Origin of the sequence: Burkholderia sp. BCC1047, assembly GCF_902833155.1 — a bacterium.
Taxonomy (GTDB): Bacteria; Pseudomonadota; Gammaproteobacteria; order Burkholderiales; family Burkholderiaceae; genus Burkholderia; species Burkholderia sola.
The window spans coordinates 49,169-68,904 of record NZ_CADFEH010000038.1 but is presented as its reverse complement, the minus strand read 5'-3'; the positions used below and the strand labels follow the sequence as shown (position 1 = coordinate 68,904).

Genomic DNA, 19,736 nt, shown 5'->3' with positions numbered 1-19,736 from the left:
CCGGGTGGTCACCATGTCTGAAAAAACTGTCAAGGTTCAGCTCGTGAAGAGCCTGATCGGGACCCGCGAATCGCACCGCGCGACCGTGCGTGGCCTGGGCCTGCGCCGACTCAACTCGGTTAGCGAGCTGCAGGACACGCCGGCGGTCCGCGGCATGATCAACAAGGTCTCGTACCTCGTTAAGGTCATCGCGTAAGCGGCCCTACGGATCAAGGAGTTGATATGGAATTGAATAACCTGAAGCCGGCAGCTGGCGCCAAGCACGCCAAGCGTCGCGTCGGTCGTGGCATCGGTTCGGGCCTCGGCAAGACGGCTGGCCGTGGTCACAAGGGTCAGAAATCGCGTTCGGGCGGCTTCCACAAAGTCGGTTTCGAAGGCGGTCAGATGCCGCTGCAACGTCGTCTGCCGAAGCGCGGCTTCACGTCGCTGACGAAGGAATTCGTCGGTGAAGTGCGCCTGGGCGACCTCGAGAAGCTGCTGGTCGACGAGATCGATCTGCTCGCACTGAAGCAAGCCGGCCTGGTCGGCGAGCTGACGAAGAGCGCAAAGATCATCGCGACGGGCGAACTGAAGCGCAAGATCGTCGTGAAGGGTCTCGGTGCCACCAAGGGTGCGCGCGCTGCGATCGAAGCGGCTGGCGGTTCGTTCGCCGAGTGACACGCGTAGCGCGTCGTCACTTGCATTCATCGGAGAAGGTACTTGGCTAACAGCCCGAGTCTTGCAAAACCCGGTCGAAGCACGGCGAAATTCGGCGATCTGCGCCGGCGAGCGATGTTCCTGCTCCTGGCGCTGATCGTCTATCGCATCGGCGCGCACATTCCCGTGCCGGGCATCGATCCGGATCAACTGGCCAAGCTGTTCCAGAGCCAGGCGGGCGGCATCCTGGGCATGTTCAACATGTTCTCGGGTGGCGCACTTTCCCGCTTCACGATCTTCGCGCTGGGGATCATGCCGTACATTTCGGCGTCGATCATCATGCAGTTGCTGGCGATCGTTTCGCCGCAGCTCGAGGCGCTGAAGAAGGAAGGGCAGGCAGGGCAACGGAAGATCACGCAGTACACGCGGTATTTCACCGTGGTGCTCGCGACCTTCCAGGCATTCGGTATCGCGGCCGCGCTGGAAAACCAGCCGGGCCTCGTCACCGATCCCGGCACGCTGTTCCGTCTGACGACGGTCGTGACGCTGGTGACGGGCACGATGTTCCTGATGTGGCTCGGCGAGCAGATTACCGAGCGTGGTCTGGGCAACGGTATCTCGATCATCATCTTCGGCGGGATCGCAGCAGGGTTCCCGAATGCCGTGGGCGGGTTGTTCGAGCTGGTGCGTACGGGTTCGATGAGCATCATTTCGGCGATCATCATCGTCGTTCTGATCGCCGCGGTGACTTACCTGGTCGTGTTCATCGAACGCGGTCAGCGCAAGATCCTCGTGAACTACGCGAAGCGCCAGGTCGGCAACAAGATCTACGGTGGGCAGTCGTCGCATCTGCCGCTGAAGCTGAACATGTCGGGCGTGATTCCGCCGATCTTTGCATCGTCGATCATTCTGTTCCCGGCAACGATTCTCGGCTGGTTCAGTACCGGTCAGCCGACGGGAAGCTGGATTTCCAATACGTTGCATAACGTTGCGGAAGCGCTGAAGCCGGGCCAGCCGGTCTATGTGCTGCTGTACACGCTGGCAATCGTGTTTTTCTGCTTCTTCTACACCGCACTGGTGTTCAACAGCAGGGAGACCGCGGACAACCTGAAGAAGAGCGGCGCGTTTGTTCCGGGCATCCGTCCGGGCGATCAGACCGCACGATATATCGACCGCATCCTCACGCGTCTGACGCTGGCCGGTGCGATCTACATCGTCTTCGTGTGTCTGCTGCCGGAATTCCTGGTGCTGCGCTGGAACGTGCCGTTTTATTTTGGTGGAACGTCGCTGCTGATCATTGTCGTCGTCACGATGGACTTTATGGCGCAGGTGCAGTCGTACGTTATGTCGCAACAGTATGAGTCTCTGCTCAAGAAGGCAAACTTCAAGGGCGGCAACATCCCGATGCGTTGAAAGGACTATGGCCAAAGACGATGTAATCCAGATGCAGGGCGAGGTGATTGAAAACCTCCCGAATGCGACCTTCCGTGTGAAGCTGGAAAACGGCCATGTCGTGTTGGGGCATATTTCCGGAAAGATGCGGATGCACTACATCCGCATTCTGCCCGGCGACAAGGTGACGGTTGAGTTGACGCCTTACGATCTGTCTCGTGCGCGGATCGTGTTCCGGGCGAAGTGATTTGAAAAAAGGGTATTATCATGAAAGTGATGGCATCGGTTAAGCGCATTTGCCGCAATTGCAAGATCATCAAGCGCAAAGGCGTCGTTCGCGTGATCTGCAGCTCGGATCCGCGCCACAAGCAGCGCCAAGGCTGACCGCGCGTTTGTTTGCGCTTTTTGTTTGAGGAAAAACAATGGCTCGTATCGCAGGGGTTAACATCCCGAATCACCAGCACACCGAGATCGGCCTGACGGCTATCTTTGGTGTCGGCCGCACCCGTTCGCGCAGCATCTGCGTGGCAGCTGGCGTCGATTTTTCGAAGAAGGTCAAGGATCTGACCGACGCAGACCTGGAAAAGCTGCGTGAAGAAGTGGGCAAGTTTGTCGTCGAAGGCGATCTGCGCCGTGAAGTGACGATGAACATCAAGCGCCTGATGGACCTCGGTTGCTACCGTGGCGTCCGTCATCGCAAGGGCCTGCCGATGCGCGGTCAGCGTACGCGTACGAACGCACGTACCCGCAAGGGTCCGCGTCGTGCAGCGCAAGCGCTGAAGAAGTAAGCGGAACTGACAGTTACAGGAAAACGTAATGGCTAAGGCTTCGAACACCGCGGCGCAACGCGTTCGCAAGAAGGTTAAGAAGAACGTCGCTGAAGGCGTGGTTCACGTTCACGCGTCGTTCAACAACACGATCATCACGATCACCGATCGCCAAGGCAACGCTCTGGCATGGGCGACGTCGGGCGGCCAGGGCTTCAAGGGCTCGCGCAAATCGACGCCGTTCGCCGCTCAGGTCGCAGCCGAATCGGCTGGCCGCGTCGCGATGGAATATGGCGTGAAGAATCTGGAAGTGCGGATCAAGGGCCCGGGCCCGGGTCGCGAGTCGGCAGTGCGCGCACTGCACGGCCTCGGCATCAAGATCACCGCGATTTCCGATGTCACCCCGATTCCGCACAACGGCTGCCGTCCGCCGAAGCGTCGTCGTATCTAAGGATGTGCTGGCACGTTCGTGCTAGCGCATTGCCTGTCGCCGCTCAGCGTCGACGGGCGTTGCTTTTTTGATTGACTAAGCCCACCGTTCGCCCCAAAGGGAGCGGACTAGCGCGGATTTCGTCCGCGTGACCGATTGATAAAGGAATGCAAAGTGGCACGTTATATCGGCCCCAAGGCCAAGCTGTCCCGCCGTGAAGGCACCGACCTGTTCCTGAAGAGCGCGCGCCGCTCGCTCGCCGACAAGTGCAAGCTCGACAGCAAGCCGGGCCAGCACGGCCGTACCTCGGGCGCACGTACGTCCGACTACGGTACGCAGCTGCGCGAAAAGCAGAAGGTCAAGCGTATCTACGGCGTGCTGGAACGTCAGTTCCGTCGCTACTTCGCTGAAGCCGATCGCCGCAAGGGCAACACGGGTGAAAACCTGCTGCAACTGCTCGAGTCGCGTCTCGACAACGTCGTGTATCGCATGGGCTTCGGCTCGACCCGCGCTGAAGCGCGTCAGCTGGTGAGCCACAAGTCGATCACCGTGAACGGCGTCGTCGCAAACGTCCCGTCGCAGCAAGTGAAGGCGGGTGACGTCGTCGCGATCCGCGAAAAGGCGAAGAAGCAGGCGCGTATCGTCGAAGCGCTGTCGCTGGCCGAGCAAGGCGGCATGCCGAGCTGGGTTGCAGTCGATGCGAAGAAGTTCGAAGGCACGTTCAAGCAAATGCCGGAACGCGCTGAAATCGCAGGCGACATCAACGAAAGCCTGATCGTCGAATTGTATTCGCGTTAATCCGATTGACGGCCGAGGTACCCCGATTGCGTTGCGCAAGGAGGGGCCTCGGCTGTTTATTTTCTGGTTGTTACCGGTCAGCCTTATCGGTGTAACGAGCCGAGGGTATTGAAAAGGAAAGCCCATGCAAACCAGTTTGCTGAAACCCAAGATCATCGCCGTGGAATCGCTGGGCGAGAACCACGCGAGGGTGGTCATGGAACCGTTCGAACGCGGTTACGGCCACACCTTGGGCAATGCGCTTCGCCGCGTGCTGCTGTCGTCGATGGTAGGCTACGCGCCGACCGAAGTCACGATCGCAGGCGTGGTGCACGAGTACTCGACGCTGGATGGCGTGCAGGAAGACGTCGTCAACCTGCTGCTGAACCTGAAGGGCGTGGTGTTCAAGCTGCATAACCGTGACGAAGTGACGGTTACGCTGCGCAAGGAAGGTGAAGGCGTCGTGACGGCCGGCGATATCGAGCTGGCGCACGATTGCGAAGTCATCAACCCGAATCACGTGATTGCGCACCTGTCGAAGGGCGGCAAGCTCGACGTTCAGATCAAGATCGAAAAGGGTCGCGGCTATGTGCCCGGCAACGTCCGTCGCTACGGCGAAGACACGGCCAAGATCATCGGCCGCATCGTCCTCGACGCATCGTTCTCGCCGGTTCGCCGCGTGAGCTATGCGGTTGAAAGCGCACGGGTCGAGCAGCGTACCGACCTCGACAAGCTCGTGATGAACATCGAGACGAGCGGCGTGATCACGCCGGAAGAAGCGATCCGCCAGTCGGCCCGCATCCTGGTCGACCAGCTGTCCGTGTTCGCGGCGCTGGAAGGCACGGAAACGGCAGCCGAAGCGCCGTCGCGTGCACCGCAGATCGATCCGATCCTGCTGCGTCCGGTGGACGATCTCGAGCTGACGGTTCGTTCGGCGAACTGCCTGAAGGCCGAGAACATCTACTACATCGGCGATCTGATCCAGCGCACGGAAAACGAGCTGCTGAAGACGCCGAACCTCGGTCGCAAGTCGCTCAACGAGATCAAGGAAGTGCTCGCTTCGCGCGGTCTCACGCTGGGCATGAAGCTCGAGAACTGGCCGCCGGCCGGTCTCGACAAGTAAGCCCGGTTGTAGCCTGGCTATTGCTGTAGTTGGCAAAGATGCGGATTTTCCTTTAAAATCCGCATCTTGCTTTTTTCGTTACCGGCCCGTGCGCCCTCCGAGGCGCGATAGAAGAGCTGGACCAAAACTTTGAATCAAGGAAACTGAAATGCGCCATCGTCATGGTCTGCGGAAACTGAACCGCACGAGCAGCCACCGTCTGGCTATGCTCCGTAACATGTCCAACTCGCTGATCGAGCACGAAGTCATCAAGACGACGCTGCCGAAGGCGAAGGAACTCCGTAAAGTCGTCGAGCCGCTGATCACGCTCGGCAAGAAGCCGTCGCTGGCAAACCGTCGCCTGGCGTTCAACCGCCTGCGCGATCGTGACTCGGTCGCGAAGCTGTTCGACGTGCTCGGTCCGCGTTTCGCGAACCGTCCGGGCGGCTACCTGCGCGTGCTGAAGTTCGGCTTCCGCGTGGGCGACAACGCACCGATGGCACTGGTCGAACTGCTCGACCGTCCGGAAGTCGACGAAACGGAAAACGTGCAAGAAGCTGAATAAGCTTCCGGTACGCAGCAGGATCTGAAAGGGGCCGAGCGATTGCTTGGCCCTTTTTGTTTTTGGGATGCCGGTTGCGGTCGATTGTCGCAGGCTGGTGCCGGCAGCGTTGCGCGGGCTGCGCTACGATACGGGCAACCGGTGCGGTCCCTGAACGGGTAACCGGCGCCGGCAGGCGCCTGCAGACCAGCGAGGAGAGCGGATGATAGTGGTGCTGATGCTGACGACGGTCCCCGATGCGGCGACGGCCGCGGCGCTCGCCGACGGCGCGCTCGACGCGCGGCTTGCCGCGTGCGTGTCGGAGCTCGGTACGATCAAGTCGCGCTATCACTGGCAGGGCAAGGTCGAAACGGCCGACGAGATCCAGTTGCTGTTCAAGACGAGCCCGGTTCGGGCGCTCGAACTGGAGCGATTTATTCTCGCGCATCATCCGTACGAGACGCCCGAAATCGTCTCGTGGCAGACGACGGCATCGGCCGCATATGGCCAATGGGTGACCAACGAAACTCAACGTCTATTTCATGTTTAACGGTATGGCGCTTTCGGTGCGCGTGCGCGCGCTGCGGTTTCTTGCGGTCCTGTTGTCGTTCGTGTTCGTGCTGGGCGGGTTGTCCGCCGCGCGTGCAGCCGACGATTTCCTCGATCCGTCGGTTGCGTTCAAGTTCAGCGCGAGCGAATCGCCGGGACAGGTGGACGTCCGCTTCAAGATCGCCAACGGCTACTACATGTACCGCGAGCGCTTCGCGTTCGCGGTGAAAAGCGGCCAGGCCACGCTCGGCGAGCCGCAATTCCCGGCCGGCCACGTGAAGTTCGACCAGACGTTCCAGAAGGACGTCGAGACCTACCGCGATGAAGTCGTCGTTCACGTGCCGGTGAATCAGGCGGCCGGGCCGTTCGAGCTCGCGGTGACGTCGCAAGGGTGTGCGGACGAAGGGATCTGTTATCCGCCGGCCGAGCACGTGATGAAGGTCGATGGCGCCGCGCTCGGCGCCGCGTCGCCGTCCGGCGACACGGCTGCCGCGGGCAGCTGGTTCGACAAGGTCACGAGCGCCGATTTCGCGCAGTCGCTGCTCGAAGGCCACGGCTTCTTCACGATCGTCGCGCTCTATTTCGTCGCGGGTGTCGTGCTGAGCCTGCTGCCGTGTTCGTACCCGATGATTCCGATCGTGTCCGCGATCATCATCGGCCAGGGCACGCGCGCGACGCATGCACGCGGCTTCGCGCTGTCGCTGACCTACGTGGTCGGCATGGCGCTGGTCTACACGGTGCTCGGCATCGCCGCCGCGCTGGTCGGCCAGAGCCTCGGCGCATGGTTGCAGAACCCGTGGGTGCTCGGCGCGTTTGGCGTGCTGCTGACCGCGTTCGCGGTGTCGCTGATATCGGGCAAGGACATCGCATTGCCGGAACGCTGGCAGAACGGCGCGGCCGAGGCCTCGAGCGCGCGCCAGGGCGGCCACTTCGTCGCGGTCGCGGCGATGGGCGCGTTGTCGGCGCTGGTCGTCGGCGCGTGCATGACGGCGCCGCTGTTCGCCGTGCTCGCGTTCATCGCGCACACCGGCAATGCGTGGCTCGGCGGCGCGGCGCTGTTCGCGATGGGGCTGGGCCTCGGCGTGCCGCTGCTGGTCGTCGGCGTCGGAGCGGGGACGGTGCTGCCGCGCGCAGGCGCGTGGATGGACGGCGTGAAGGTGTTCTTCGGCATCGTGCTGCTCGCGGCCGCGCTGTGGATCGTGTGGCCGGTGCTGGCGGGCGGGCTGAAGATGGTGCTCGCGGCGTTGTGGCTGCTGATCGCCGCCGCAGCGCTCGGGTTGTTCACGCCGAATGCCGGCGCCGCGTCGATCTGGCGCCGCCTGGGCCGCGGCGTAGGCGCCGCGCTCGCGATCTGGGCCGCGACGCTGCTCGTCGGCCTGGCTGCGGGCTCGACCGATCCCGTCAAGCCGCTGGCCGTGCTGGCGGCGCGTACGGCGGCGTTCGGCGGCGCGGCGACGGCCGGCGCGGCTGCCGCGCAGGACGGCCCCGCGTTTGCCCCGGTGCGCTCCAGCGGCGAACTCGACGCGCTGCTGAAGACGTCGGGCCAGCCGGTGATGCTGGACTTCTACGCCGACTGGTGCGTGAGCTGCAAGGAGATGGAGCATCTGACCTTCACCGACGCGCGCGTGCAGGCGCGGCTCGCGCAGCTTCACCTCGTGCGCGCGGACGTCACCGCGAACAACCCGGACGATCAGGCGCTGCTCAAGCGCTTCAACCTGTTCGGGCCGCCGGGCATCATCTTCTTCGATCGCAATGGCCGCGAGATCGGCCGCGTGGTCGGCTATCAGGCGGCCGACACGTTCCTGCGCAGCCTCGATCGGGCGGCCGTCCCGACGGTATGACGACGGCCGGCTACGGCGACCGGCGAACGGAAGATCCGCGGCCGGCTGACGGTCGCGATCGACGGTAAACAAAAAACGGCGGAACACCGAGGTGTCCCGCCGTTTTTGCTGGCGCGTGCCGGCGCGCGATCAGCGCTGCGCTTTCAGCAGACGCGCGGCATCGAGCGCGAAGTACGTGAGCACGCCGTCGGCGCCCGCACGCTTGAACGCGAGCAGCGATTCGAGCACGACCTTGTCGTGGTCGAGCCAGCCGTTCATCGCGGCCGCCTTCAGCATCGCGTATTCGCCGCTCACCTGGTACACGTAGGTCGGGAAGCGGAACTCGTCCTTCACGCGGCGCACGATGTCGAGATACGGCATGCCGGGCTTGACCATCACCATGTCGGCGCCTTCGTCGATGTCGAGGCGCACTTCGCGCAGCGCTTCGTCGCTGTTCGCCGGATCCATCTGGTAGGTCATCTTGTTGCCCTTGCCCAGGTTGGACGCCGAACCGACCGCATCGCGGAACGGGCCGTAGAACGCCGATGCGAACTTCGCCGAATAGGCCATGATCCGCGTATGGATATGGCCGTCGCTTTCCAGCATCTCGCGGATCGCGCCGATGCGGCCGTCCATCATGTCCGACGGCGCGACGATGTCGACGCCGGCTTCCGCCTGCGCACGCGCCTGGTCGACCAGGATCTCGATCGTGTCGTCGTTGATCACATAGGCGTTTTCGTCGAGCACGCCATCCTGGCCGTGGCTCGTGTACGGATCGAGCGCGACGTCGGTCAGCACGCCCAGTTCGGGGAAGTGCTTCTTCAGCTCGCGCACCGCGCGCGGGATCAGGCCTTCCGGATTGGCTGCCTCGCGGCCGTCGGGTGTCTTCAGCGACGGCTCGATGGCCGGGAACAGCGACAGCACGGGCACGCCGAGTTCGACGCACTGCTCGGCGACGTGCATCAGCAGATCGACCGACACGCGCTCGACGCCGGGCATCGACGGGATGGGTTGGCGTTCGTTGGTGCCTTCGACGACGAACACCGGATAGATCAGGTCGTCGGTGGTCAGGCGGTTTTCGCGCATCAGGCGGCGGGAGAAGTCGTCGCGGCGCATCCGGCGCGGACGATGAAGCGGATGGAAGCTCATGGCGATTTGGCAGAAATCAGGGCAAGAAGGACCTTACGGAACCCTTAGGTCATTTTCGAGATCGTTGGTATATGATAGCGATCGAGCGGCACGCGTTGCGTGCAGCTCCCCGCTTCTCCTCCCTGAGCGGGTGCCTGTCGTTTTTCGATTAGGCTGTTTGACCCGCCGTTCAACGGCGGGTTTTTTTATGAGCCGGCCGAATCCGCAGGCGCCGTCAGGTGCGCACGGCCGATCCCAGCCGCGCGTTGCCCGCTCATTGTGCTACAGGCTCGCTGTTTTCGTCGGCGACGGACGGCCGCAGCCAGCTCTCGATCAGTTCATGGGCCTCGTCGAGCCCCGTGCGCTTCAGCGCCGAGAACAGCTGGACCGTCAGCTTGCCCTTCACGCCCTGGTCGCGATATGCGTCGAGCCCCTTCTGCGTGTTGCGCAACGCGTTGATGCTTTCCTGGCGCGTCAATTTGTCGCACTTGGTCAGCAGCGTGTGGATCGGCTTGCCGGTCGGCGCGAACCACTCGATCATGCGCCGATCCAGATCGGTCAGCGGACGGCGCGAATCCATCATCAGGATCAGGCCGCAGAGCTGCGAGCGCGTCGCGAGATAGGACGACAGCAGCATTTCCCAGTGCGCCTTCGCGGCGCCGGGCACTTCCGCATAGCCGTAACCGGGCAGATCGACGAGGTTCGCGACGGGCTCGGCGGCCGGGCCGACGGAGAAGTAGTTGATATGCTGCGTGCGGCCGGGCGTCTTCGACGCGAAGGCCAGCCGCTTCTGGTTGCACAGCACGTTGATCGCCGTCGACTTGCCGGCATTCGAGCGGCCCGCGAACGCGATTTCCGGCTGGACCGTCGGCGGCAGGTCGCGCAGATGGTTGACGGTCGTGTAGAAGCGGGCTTGATGGAGCAGAAAGGCCATGGGAACCGGAAGGACGGGCGGCGCGAGCCGCGTGGTGGAGGCGGGGTAGCCCCGATAGGCGCCGGAGCTTTCAGCACGATATTGTACAATACGGCGGTTTTGCCGAAGGCCACCGGGCGCCTGCCTCGCGCTTTTATGTGGCTTCTGCGGTAGACTGAACGCCGTCGTTTTTTGCAGAACCTCAAATTCCCACAAGACGAAACAGGGTGTGCGAATGAATCGACTGTGCAAGTCTCTGATGGTGCTTCAGGTTGCAGCAGGGTTCGTAGGTTTCGTAGCGGAGGCAAACGCGGCAGATGCGGCCAAGCCGGATCTCGACCGCGGCAAGGCGATTGCCGGGCAGGTCTGCGCGTCGTGTCACGGCGCCGACGGCAACAGCGCGTCGGGCAGTTTCCCGAAGCTCGCCGGCCAGCATCCCGAATATCTGGTCAAGCAGTTGAACGACTTCAAGACGCAGCCGGGCGCGAAGGGGCCGGTGCGTAACAACGCGGTGATGGTCGGATTCGCGAGCGCGTTGAGCGCGGACGACATGCGCAACGTCGCCGCGTACTACGGGTCGCAGACGACGAAGCTCGGTACCGCACGCAATGCGGCGACGGTGCCGGTCGGCCAGAAGATCTATCGCGGCGGCATCGCGGAAAAGGGCGTTCCCGCCTGCGCGAGCTGCCACGGGCCGACGGGGCAGGGGATCCCGGTCCAGTACCCGCGTCTGTCGGGGCAATGGGCCGATTACACGGTCGCGCAGTTGACCGCGTTCCAGCAGGGTGCCGGCGCGCGCAACAACAACGAGGCGATGCATCAGATCGCGTCGCGGCTGTCGGATACCGAGATCAAGGCCGTCGCGGATTACATCGCGGGCCTGCGTTGAGCGGTCAGCCGCGAATGGAATGACCGGGCGCCCGAAGGGCGGCCGGCGTCAGAACAAGAAAAGGGTGGGGCGCCGCGCCGTCGCGGTTGCCTCGCCCTTCTTTTTTGCCGGCACTCGCCGGACCGGGCCGGGATGGCGCGGCTGGCAGGCGATGGGGAGCTGCGCTCCCCGAGCGAACATAGTGAGCGTGGGGGTGGTTTCCCCTTAGTCGGAGTTTGAATGAGCGTTACCACGTCGGGGTTGCAGTCGAAGTCGGGTCAGGGTGCGTCGAAACGTGCGGTCGAGCTGCTGAGCTCGATGCGTTTCGCGATCGCGCTGCTGGTGGTGCTGTCGATCGCGAGCATCATCGGCACGGTCCTGACCCAGGACGATCCGTATCCGAACTACGTGAACCAGTTCGGGCCGTTCTGGGCGGACATCTTCCGTTCGCTCGGCCTGTACAACGTGTACAGCGCGTGGTGGTTCATGCTGATCCTGATCTTCCTCGTCACGTCGATCTCGCTGTGCGTGATCCGCAACGCGCCGAAGATGCTCGCGGATGCGAAGAGCTGGAAGGACAAGGTCCGCGAAGGCAGCCTGCGCGCCTTCCACCACAAGGCCGAATACACGGCGTCCGGCACGCGCGCGAGCGTCGCGGCGACGCTCGCCACCTTCGTCACGAAGGCCGGCTACAAGCACGTCGTGCGTGAAACCGACGGCGCGACGCTGATCTCCGCGAAGCGCGGCGCGATGACCAAGTGGGGCTATATCTCCGCGCACCTCGCGATCGTCGTGATCTGTATCGGCGGCCTGCTCGACAGCAACCTGCCGATCAAATTCCAGATGCTGATGTTCGGCAAGAGCCCGGTCAACACGAGCGCGACGATCAGCGATATCTCGCCCGACCATCGGCTGTCCGCGTCGAACCCGACCTTCCGCGGCTACGCGTGGGTGCCGGAGGGCCAGTTCGTGTCGACCGCGATCCTGAACCAGCCGAGCGGCTCGCTGATCCAGGATCTGCCGTTCTCGATCCAGCTCGACAAATTCATCGTCGATTACTACACGACCGGCATGCCGAAGCTGTTCGCGAGCGACATCGTCGTGATCGATCGCGAGACCGGCCGGAAGATCCCGGCGCGGGTGGAGGTCAACAAGCCGTTCACGTACAAGGGTGTGTCGATCTATCAGTCGAGCTTCCAGGACGGCGGCTCGCAGATGCAGATGACGGCCTATCCGATGACGGGCAGCCACGCGGCGACCGTCCCCGTGAAGGGCACGATCGGCAGCTCGGCGCCGCTGCAGGTCCCGGGCGCCGACGGCGACACGATCGAATTCTCCGATTTCCGCGCGATCAACGTCGAGAACATGGCCGACGCGAAAGGCAAGCCGGACGTGCGCGGCGTCGCGACCACCAGCTCGCTGAAGGAAGTGTTCGACGAGCGGCTCGGCTCGGGCGCGAAGACGTCGAAGCCGACGCAGCTCCACAACATCGGGCCGTCGGTGCAGTACAAGATTCGCGGCAAGGACGGCCAGGCGCGCGAATTCAACAACTACATGCTGCCCGTCGACATGAACGGCGAGCGCGTGTTCCTCGCCGGCGTGCGCGCGAGCCCGAACGATCCGTTCCGCTACATGCGGATTCCGGCCGATAGCCAGGATTCGATCGGCGAATGGATGCGCCTGCGCGCCGCGCTCGAGGATCCGGCCGTGCGCACCGAGGCCGCCGCGCGCTTCGCGCAGCGCTCGCTGCCGGGCGACGCGTCGCTGCGCGGCCGTTTGCAGGACAGTGCGTCGAAGGTGCTGACCCTTTTCGCGGCGAGCGACGACAGCGTCGGCCGCGGCGCGGACGGCCAGCCGATCGGCGGCTTCCAGGCGGTGGCGACGTTCATCGACCGCTCGGTGCCGAAGGGCGAGCAGGAGAAGGCCGCGAGCCTGCTGTTGCGGATGCTCGAGGGCTCGATGTGGGAGGTGTGGCAGATCGCGCGCGAGCATGCGGGCGAGCCGGCCGCGCAGCAGGGCACCGACACGATCCGCTTCGTGCAGAACGCGATCAATGCGCTATCCGACAGCTTCCTGTATGGATCGCCGGTCTATTTGCAGCTTGACTCCTTCAAGCAGGTGCAAGCTTCGGTATTTCAGCTGACGCGCGCGCCCGGCAAGAATCTGGTGTATCTTGGCAGCCTGCTGCTGGTCGCCGGCATCTTCTCGATGTTCTACGTGCGCGAGCGGCGGCTCTGGTTCTGGCTGAAGGACGCCGGTTCGGGCGTCGAGGTGGTGATGGCCATGTCCACGGCCCGCAAGACCTTCGATTTCGAGAAAGAATTCGTGCAGACGCGCGACGCGGCCGGCGCCGCCTTGCACGCCGCACCTCGCGACGCCGCACCCGCCGGTGCGGTTTCGACGGCCCGCGCGCCTGCCGGCGGCGGTTCCGATTCCGAGAATTCCACCCGGTAACATCATGGATCTCACGCAAGTTTCCTCTTCCCGTACGGCGCCGGCATCGTCGCCGCTGTTCGACGATCGTCCGTTCCTCGCGCGCCTGTCACTGTTCGACTGGCTGTTCGCGCTGGCGCTGGTGGCGGGCGCGGGCTATGCGCTCGTGCACTACAACGCGCACATGGATTACTACGACAAGGCGGTGATGATCGGCACCGTGCCGGCGCTCGTCGCGCTCGGCTGGCGCTGGAAGCCCGCGCGGCTGATGATGGCGTCGATTGCCGTGCTGTCGCTGCTGTCGATCCAGATCTACCAGGGCGATCTCGCGCGCGCCGATTCGGCGTTCTTCCTCAAGTACTTCCTGTCGAGCCAGTCGGCGATCCTGTGGATGAGCGCGCTGTTCGTGCTCGCGACGATCTTCTACTGGATCGGCCTGCTCGCGCGCTCCGAAACGGGCGCCGCGATCGGCCAGAAGCTCACGTGGGTCGCCGTGCTGATGGGCTTCACCGGGCTGATGGTGCGCTGGTACGAGTCCTACCTGATCGGTGCGGACGTCGGGCATATCCCCGTGTCGAACCTGTATGAAGTGTTCGTCCTGTTCAGCCTGATCACCGCGCTGCTTTATCTGTATTACGAAGGCCACTACGGCACGCGTTCGCTCGGCGCATTCGTGCTGCTGGTCATCAGCGCGGCGGTCGGCTTCCTGATGTGGTACTCGGTCGCGCGCGATGCGCAGCAGATCCAGCCGCTCGTGCCGGCGCTGCAAAGCTGGTGGATGAAGATCCACGTGCCGGCGAACTTCATCGGCTACGGCAGCTTCGCGCTGTCGGCGATGGTGTCGGTCGCGTATCTGATGAAGGAGCGCGGGATCCTCGCCGATCGCCTGCCGACGCTGGAAGTGCTCGACGACGTGATGTACAAGTCGATCGCGGTTGGTTTCGCGTTCTTCACGATCGCGACGATCCTCGGCGCGCTGTGGGCGGCCGAAGCGTGGGGCGGCTACTGGAGCTGGGATCCGAAGGAAACCTGGGCGCTGATCGTGTGGCTGAACTACGCGGCGTGGCTGCACATGCGGCTGATGAAGGGCCTGCGCGGCGCGGTGGCCGCGTGGTGGGCGCTCACCGGCCTGCTGGTCACGACGTTCGCGTTCCTCGGCGTCAACATGTTCCTGTCCGGGCTGCACAGCTACGGCAAACTGTAAGATTTCCGCCGCTCGTCCGACTATCGAACCGCCGGTGCACTGCGTGCCCGGCGGTTTTCTTTTGTAACGCGGCGGGCGAACCGGGCGTCGAACGGCGCGTGACGGGCCGGGTCGAACGCTGATGAAGCATGCGCGCCGCGCATGCGGGAGGAGCTGCACGATGTGGATCAAACGCCCTTTGCGTAACGTACTGACCGGCGCGGACATCGCGCCGAGCGAGATCACCCCGCGCGCGGTATTCGAAAACCGGCGGCGCGTGTTGCAGGCGGCCGGCCTCGCGGCCGCGGGCGGCCTGTTCGGCGCGAGCGGCGCGGCGCTCGCCGCGTATGCGTCGCCCGACGCGCGGGCGGCGAAGCTCGCGGCAAAAACGAACCCGAAGTTCGTCGCCATCGACAAGGTGACGCCGTTCAAGGACATCACGTCCTACAACAACTTCTACGAATTCGGCACCGACAAGAGCGACCCGGCGCAGAACGCCGGCACGCTACGGCCGCGCCCGTGGCGCGTGAGCGTCGAAGGCGAGGTGCAGCACCCGAAAGTGTTCGATCTCGACGAGTTGCTGAAGCTCGCGCCGCTCGAGGAGCGCGTGTACCGGCTGCGCTGCGTCGAGGGCTGGTCGATGGTGATCCCGTGGATCGGCGTGCCGCTGTCCGAGCTGATCAAGCGCGTACAGCCGACCGGCAACGCGAAATACGTGCAGTTCGTCACGCTGGCCGATCCGTCGCAGATGCCCGGCCTGTCGACGCCCGTGCTCGACTGGCCGTATTCGGAAGGGTTGCGCATGGACGAGGCGATGAATCCGCTGACGCTGCTGACGATGGGCGTCTACGGGCAGGTGCTGCCAAACCAGAACGGCGCGCCGGTGCGGATCGTCGTGCCGTGGAAGTACGGCTTCAAGAGCGCGAAGTCGCTCGTGAAGATCCGCTTCGTCGACAAGCAGCCGAAGACGAGCTGGAACACGTACGCCGCGAACGAGTACGGCTTTTATTCGAACGTGAACCCGAACGTCGATCATCCGCGCTGGAGCCAGGCGACCGAGCGGCGCATCGGCGAGGACGGCTTTTTCACGCCGAAGCGCAAGACGCTGATGTTCAACGGCTACGGCGATCTGGTCGCCTCGATGTATCAGGGCATGGACCTGAAGAAGAATTTCTGAGCGCGACGGTGAGAAACGACATGCGTCCTTCGACGCTCACTTCCGAGCGCGCTGCGGGTGTCCGGTCGGCCGCACGCACCGCGCGGACCGGTGCGATCCGTGCCGCCGCGCCGCGCTGGCTCGCACCGGCCAAGGTGCTGGCGTTCGCGGCCGGCCTGTATCCGCTCGCGCGCGTCGTGCTGTTCGGGCTGACCGACCGGTTGGGCGCGAACCCGATCGAATTCATCACGCGCTCGACCGGCTTGTGGACGCTCGTCCTGTTGTGCATCACGCTTGCCGTCACGCCGCTCAGGCGCATCACGGGCTTCGCGTCGCTGCTGCGCTTTCGCCGGATGATCGGGCTGTTCGCGTTCTTTTACGCGACGCTGCATTTCACGACCTACCTGTGGTTCGACAAGTGGTTCGACGTCGTCGCGATCCTGAAGGACGTCGGCAAGCGCCCGTTCATCACCGTCGGCTTCGCGGCGTTCGTGCTGCTGATTCCGCTCGCCGCGACGTCGCCGCGCGCGATGGTGCGCCGGCTGGGGCGCCACTGGGCGACGCTGCACAGCGCGATCTATGCGATCGCGCTGTTCGGCGTGCTGCACTTCTGGTGGATGCGGGCCGGCAAGCACGATCTCGCGCAGCCGAAGCTCTACGCGGCGATCGTCGCCGCGCTGCTCGGCTGGCGGCTGGTGGCGTGGGGCTGGCGGCGCGTGCGTGCGTAACGCGGCGGCCCGAAAAAACAAAAGGCGATGACCGGGGAGTCATCGCCTCGTTGCGCGCGCCGCGCGGGCGGCATCGCGTCGTTACTTCGTGGCGGCCGGGCCCGATGCCGGGGCGGACATGGTCGATGCACTGCTCGACAGTTCGGGCGACAGCGTGAGCGGCGAGCCGGACGTGTCGGGCGTCTCGTCGGACGACGCGTTTTCGTCGGTCGGTTTCACGTCCGACGGCGGCGTGTTCTGCTGCTGGATCGGCTTGGGCATCGGGGGTACGGTGGGCAGATAGAGCGCGCCGCTTTGACCGCAGCCGGCAAGAACCGCCAAAGCCGCTACAATCGCGCTCATCCGGAAAACGACTCGCATGATCGTCCCTGAACAATTTAACCGATAGAGTTTAGCATGTCCGATACTGAATACCTGGCCCGTGCCGAGGCCGTGCTGGCGGCCGTCGAGCGTACCGTGGACGTCGCGAACGACGGCGATCACGACATCGATCTGGAGCGCAACGGCAGCGTGCTGACGCTGACGTTCGAAAACGGCTCGAAGATCATCGTCAACCTGCAACCGCCGATGAAGGAAGTGTGGATCGCCGCGAAGGCCGGTGGATTCCACTACCGTTTCGTCGACGGTGCGTGGCGCGATACGCGCACGGGCACCGAGTTCTTCTCGGCGCTCACCGAATACGCGACGCAGCAGGCCGGCCTGCCGATCACGTTCGGCGCGTGACGGCCGGGGCAGCGGGCCCCGAACGTCGTGCCCAAAGAAAAAGCGCCCCGCGGGGCGCTTTTTTCATGGTCGGGCCGCGGGTCAGTGGCCCTGGAACAGGTTCATGATGTCCTGCTTTTCCTGTTCGTCGACGTGCGGCACGGCCTCGTCGACGTTCTGCGCGGCCGGCGCCTGCGGCACGCCGACCGTCGACACGAAGCCGTGCCCCGGCGTGAACTCGGTGAAATACAGCTCGCCGCCGAGCGACTCGACGCCGTCCGGCACCGTCGGCTTGAATTCCGGCACGCCCTTCAGCGCCGCACCCATGTAGTCGATCCAGACCGGCAGCGACAGGCCGCCGCCGGTTTCGCGATCGCCGAGGCTGCGCGGATTGTCGTAGCCGATCCACGCGATCGCGGCGAGCGTGTGCTGGTAGCCGGCGAACCATGCGTCGTGCGAGTCGTTCGTCGTGCCGGTCTTGCCCGCGAGGTCGGCGCGCTTCAGCACGTTGGTCCGCGCGCCCGTGCCGCGCTGCGCGACGCTCTGCAGCAGGCTGTTCATCACGTACGCGTTGCGCGCGTCGATCGCGCGTGGCGCGTTCTGCTCGGCGACGAGCGGCTGCGCGCGCGCGACGATCGCGCCGTTCGGATCGGTGACTTCGGCGATCAGGTACGGATTGACGCGGTAGCCGCCGTTCGCGAAGACCGAGTACGCGCCGGCCATCTGCAGCGGCGTGACCTGGCCGGCGCCGAGCGCCATCGGCAGGTAGGCCGGATGGCGCTCGGCGTCGAAGCCGAAGCGCGTGATGTATTGCTGCGCGTATTTCGTGCCGATGTGGTTCAGGATCCGGATCGACACGAGGTTGCGCGAGCGCTGCAGCGCGGTGCGCATCGACATTGGGCCCTCGAAGCCGCCGCCGTAGTTCTTCGGCTCCCACGGCTGGCCGCCCGTTTCCGCGGCGCTGAAATACAGCGGGCCGTCGTTGATCACGGTCGCCGGCCCGAGGCCCTTGTCGAGCGACGCCGAGTAGATGAACGGCTTGAACGACGAACCCGGTTGCCGCCATGCCTGCGTGACGTGGTTGAACTTGTTCTTGTTGTAGTCGAAGCCGCCGACGAGCGAGCGGATCGCGCCGTCCTGCGGGACGATCGACAGGAACGCACCCTCGACCTGCGGCAACTGCGTGATCGACCACTTGCCGGCGTCGTTCTTCACCACGCGGACGATCGCGCCCGGGCGGATCCGGCGGTTCGGCTGCGCGTTGGCCGACAGCGCGCCCGACGCGAAGCGCAGGTTGTCGCCCTCGATCGTCGCGGTACTGCCGTCGATGAACGCCACCGTGATCTGGCGCGGGCTCGCGGCCGTCACGACCGCGGCGATCAGCTCGCCGTTGTCGGGATGCTCGAGCAGCGCGTCGTCGATCGCCTGTTCGCGGTCGTCGGCACCGGCCGGCAGCTCGATGAAGCCTTCCGGCCCGCGATAGCCGTGACGGCGCTCGTAATCCATGATGCCCTTGCGCAGCGCGGTGTACGCGACCTGCTGGTCCGCGGAATCGATCGTCGTGACGACGTTGAAGCCGCGCGTGTAGGTTTCCTCACGGTACTGCGCGTACATCATCTGTCTGACCATTTCGGCGACGTACTCGGCGTGCACGCTGAAATCGCGGCCCGGCCCCTTGACGACGAGCGGCTGCGCGGACGCTTCGTCGTACTGTTCGCGCGTGATGAAGTTCAGCTCGAGCATCCGCTGCAGGATGTATTCCTGGCGTACCTTCGCGCGCTTCGGGTTGACGACCGGGTTGTACGCGGACGGCGCCTTCGGCAGCCCCGCGAGCATCGCGGCTTCCGCGAGCGTGATGTCCTTCAGGTCCTTGCCGAAATAGACCCGCGCGGCGCTCGCGAAGCCGTACGCGCGCTGGCCGAGATAGATCTGATTCATGTAGACCTCGAGAATCTGATCCTTCGTCAGCGCGCGCTCGATCCGGTACGCGAGCAGCATCTCGTAGATCTTGCGCGTGTAGGTCTTCTCGCTCGACAGGAAGAAGTTGCGCGCGACCTGCATCGTGATCGTGCTCGCGCCCTGCGACGCATGGCCGTTCGTCAGCGCGACGAAGCCGGCGCGGATGATGCCGGTGAGGTCGACGCCGCCGTGATCGTAGAAGCGCGCATCCTCGATCGCGAGGATCGCCTTCTTCAGCGAGTCGGGCACGTCCTTGAAATGGACGACGTCGCGGCGCTCCTCGCCGAATTCGCCGATCAGCACGTGATCGGACGTGTAGATGCGCAGCGGCACCTTCGGGCGATAGTCGGTCAGCGCATCGAGCGACGGCATGTTCGGCCAGGCCACGACGAGCGCGTAGCCGAGCACGAGGCCGCCGGCCACGACGAGGGCCACGCACATCGCGGCGAAGCCGAGCAGGACTTTTTGCCACCAGGGCCGCTTCTTCGGCTCCGGGGCGGGAGGCGGGGACGTAGGAGTCGTGGATTGCATAGGCATACCGGAAAACAGTCCCGCGATTATAGCTGCCCGGTAGGAGCGCTCCTGACGCGGGGGCCGCCCGTCGCCAAGCCGCGGGTCGGCGTGCCGTCAGCATAGTCCGTGCACGGCCGCC

General features: G+C 64.5%; 22 protein-coding genes. 18 read left to right on the top strand and 4 right to left on the bottom strand.

Annotated features, from left to right (window positions below; genetic code table 11):
- The first annotated feature begins 13 nt into the window (after positions 1-13).
- From rpmD to dsbD, 12 genes are all read left to right on the top strand, one after another.
- Positions 14-196 carry a 50S ribosomal protein L30 gene (gene rpmD / locus HWX55_RS29935; protein WP_006400644.1) on the top strand — a complete coding sequence of 61 codons (183 nt, stop codon included), beginning with the start codon at positions 14-16 and terminating at the stop codon, positions 194-196.
- Positions 197-222: 26 nt separating this feature from the next.
- The gene (gene rplO, locus HWX55_RS29930; protein ID WP_175978352.1) at positions 223-657 is read left to right on the top strand and encodes a 50S ribosomal protein L15; all 435 of its coding nucleotides are present in this window, start codon (positions 223-225) and stop codon (positions 655-657) included.
- Between the two features lie 42 nt (positions 658-699).
- Entirely contained in the window at positions 700-2,049 is a 1,350-nt protein-coding gene (gene secY / locus HWX55_RS29925) for a preprotein translocase subunit SecY (protein ID WP_050013167.1), read from the top strand.
- A 7-nt stretch (positions 2,050-2,056) separates the two neighbouring features.
- Positions 2,057-2,275, top strand: a complete 219-nt coding sequence (gene infA, locus HWX55_RS29920; protein ID WP_004521905.1) for a translation initiation factor IF-1 — start codon at positions 2,057-2,059, stop codon at positions 2,273-2,275.
- 20 nt (positions 2,276-2,295) lie between these two features.
- The gene (rpmJ, locus tag HWX55_RS29915) at positions 2,296-2,412 is read left to right on the top strand and encodes a 50S ribosomal protein L36 (RefSeq protein WP_004199844.1); all 117 of its coding nucleotides are present in this window, start codon (positions 2,296-2,298) and stop codon (positions 2,410-2,412) included.
- Between the two features lie 38 nt (positions 2,413-2,450).
- Positions 2,451-2,816, top strand: coding sequence for a 30S ribosomal protein S13 (gene rpsM, locus HWX55_RS29910; protein WP_006477178.1), 366 nt, complete (start codon positions 2,451-2,453; stop codon positions 2,814-2,816).
- Positions 2,817-2,844: 28 nt separating this feature from the next.
- Positions 2,845-3,246, top strand: a complete 402-nt coding sequence (rpsK, locus tag HWX55_RS29905) for a 30S ribosomal protein S11 (RefSeq protein WP_004197937.1) — start codon at positions 2,845-2,847, stop codon at positions 3,244-3,246.
- Positions 3,247-3,399: 153 nt separating this feature from the next.
- Complete coding sequence (gene rpsD, locus HWX55_RS29900) at positions 3,400-4,023, top strand: 30S ribosomal protein S4 (protein WP_006477177.1); 624 nt, start codon at positions 3,400-3,402, stop codon at positions 4,021-4,023.
- Positions 4,024-4,147: 124 nt separating this feature from the next.
- Positions 4,148-5,125 carry a DNA-directed RNA polymerase subunit alpha gene (rpoA, locus tag HWX55_RS29895; RefSeq protein WP_006477176.1) on the top strand — a complete coding sequence of 326 codons (978 nt, stop codon included), beginning with the start codon at positions 4,148-4,150 and terminating at the stop codon, positions 5,123-5,125.
- 148 nt (positions 5,126-5,273) lie between these two features.
- A complete protein-coding gene (rplQ, locus tag HWX55_RS29890) occupies positions 5,274-5,669 on the top strand; it encodes a 50S ribosomal protein L17 (protein ID WP_006477175.1) in 396 nt (131 codons plus the stop codon).
- 199 nt (positions 5,670-5,868) lie between these two features.
- Positions 5,869-6,195, top strand: a complete 327-nt coding sequence (gene cutA, locus HWX55_RS29885; protein ID WP_124557466.1) for a divalent-cation tolerance protein CutA — start codon at positions 5,869-5,871, stop codon at positions 6,193-6,195.
- A complete protein-coding gene (gene dsbD / locus HWX55_RS29880; RefSeq protein ID WP_175978351.1) occupies positions 6,188-8,035 on the top strand; it encodes a protein-disulfide reductase DsbD in 1,848 nt (615 codons plus the stop codon). The genes cutA and dsbD overlap by 8 nt, the downstream gene beginning before the upstream one ends.
- Before the next feature lie 129 nt (positions 8,036-8,164).
- Here dsbD and hemB read toward each other — a convergent pair whose 3' ends face one another.
- On the bottom strand, positions 8,165-9,163 hold the full coding sequence (gene hemB / locus HWX55_RS29875; protein WP_050013164.1) for a porphobilinogen synthase: 999 nt from the start codon (positions 9,161-9,163) through the stop codon (positions 8,165-8,167).
- A gap of 253 nt (positions 9,164-9,416) precedes the next feature.
- Positions 9,417-10,076, bottom strand: a complete 660-nt coding sequence (gene yihA, locus HWX55_RS29870) for a ribosome biogenesis GTP-binding protein YihA/YsxC (RefSeq protein ID WP_050013163.1) — start codon at positions 10,074-10,076, stop codon at positions 9,417-9,419.
- Positions 10,077-10,290: 214 nt separating this feature from the next.
- Between yihA and HWX55_RS29865 the strand changes: the two genes are divergently transcribed.
- The 5 genes from HWX55_RS29865 to msrQ all read left to right on the top strand — a co-directional run bounded on the left by HWX55_RS29865 (position 10,291) and on the right by msrQ (position 16,423).
- Positions 10,291-10,944, top strand: coding sequence for a c-type cytochrome (locus HWX55_RS29865; protein WP_012492295.1), 654 nt, complete (start codon positions 10,291-10,293; stop codon positions 10,942-10,944).
- Positions 10,945-11,163: 219 nt separating this feature from the next.
- Positions 11,164-13,377: a cytochrome c biogenesis protein ResB gene (locus tag HWX55_RS29860; protein WP_175978350.1), complete on the top strand. Its 2,214-nt coding sequence runs from the start codon at positions 11,164-11,166 to the stop codon at positions 13,375-13,377.
- Positions 13,378-13,381: 4 nt separating this feature from the next.
- A complete protein-coding gene (ccsB, locus tag HWX55_RS29855; protein WP_175978349.1) occupies positions 13,382-14,560 on the top strand; it encodes a c-type cytochrome biogenesis protein CcsB in 1,179 nt (392 codons plus the stop codon).
- A 160-nt stretch (positions 14,561-14,720) separates the two neighbouring features.
- Positions 14,721-15,716, top strand: coding sequence for a protein-methionine-sulfoxide reductase catalytic subunit MsrP (msrP, locus tag HWX55_RS29850; RefSeq protein ID WP_175978348.1), 996 nt, complete (start codon positions 14,721-14,723; stop codon positions 15,714-15,716).
- A gap of 20 nt (positions 15,717-15,736) precedes the next feature.
- On the top strand, positions 15,737-16,423 hold the full coding sequence (gene msrQ / locus HWX55_RS29845; protein WP_175978347.1) for a protein-methionine-sulfoxide reductase heme-binding subunit MsrQ: 687 nt from the start codon (positions 15,737-15,739) through the stop codon (positions 16,421-16,423).
- Positions 16,424-16,504: 81 nt separating this feature from the next.
- Here the strand turns inward: msrQ and HWX55_RS29840 are convergent, their stop codons facing one another.
- The gene (locus tag HWX55_RS29840) at positions 16,505-16,783 is read right to left on the bottom strand and encodes a lipoprotein (protein ID WP_175978346.1); all 279 of its coding nucleotides are present in this window, start codon (positions 16,781-16,783) and stop codon (positions 16,505-16,507) included.
- A gap of 36 nt (positions 16,784-16,819) precedes the next feature.
- Between HWX55_RS29840 and cyaY the strand changes: the two genes are divergently transcribed.
- Positions 16,820-17,146: an iron donor protein CyaY gene (gene cyaY, locus HWX55_RS29835; protein ID WP_050013156.1), complete on the top strand. Its 327-nt coding sequence runs from the start codon at positions 16,820-16,822 to the stop codon at positions 17,144-17,146.
- A gap of 81 nt (positions 17,147-17,227) precedes the next feature.
- On the opposite strand, the gene HWX55_RS29830 is transcribed toward cyaY, so the two are convergent.
- Positions 17,228-19,621, bottom strand: a complete 2,394-nt coding sequence (locus tag HWX55_RS29830; RefSeq protein WP_175978345.1) for a penicillin-binding protein 1A — start codon at positions 19,619-19,621, stop codon at positions 17,228-17,230.
- Positions 19,622-19,736 lie beyond the last annotated feature (115 nt).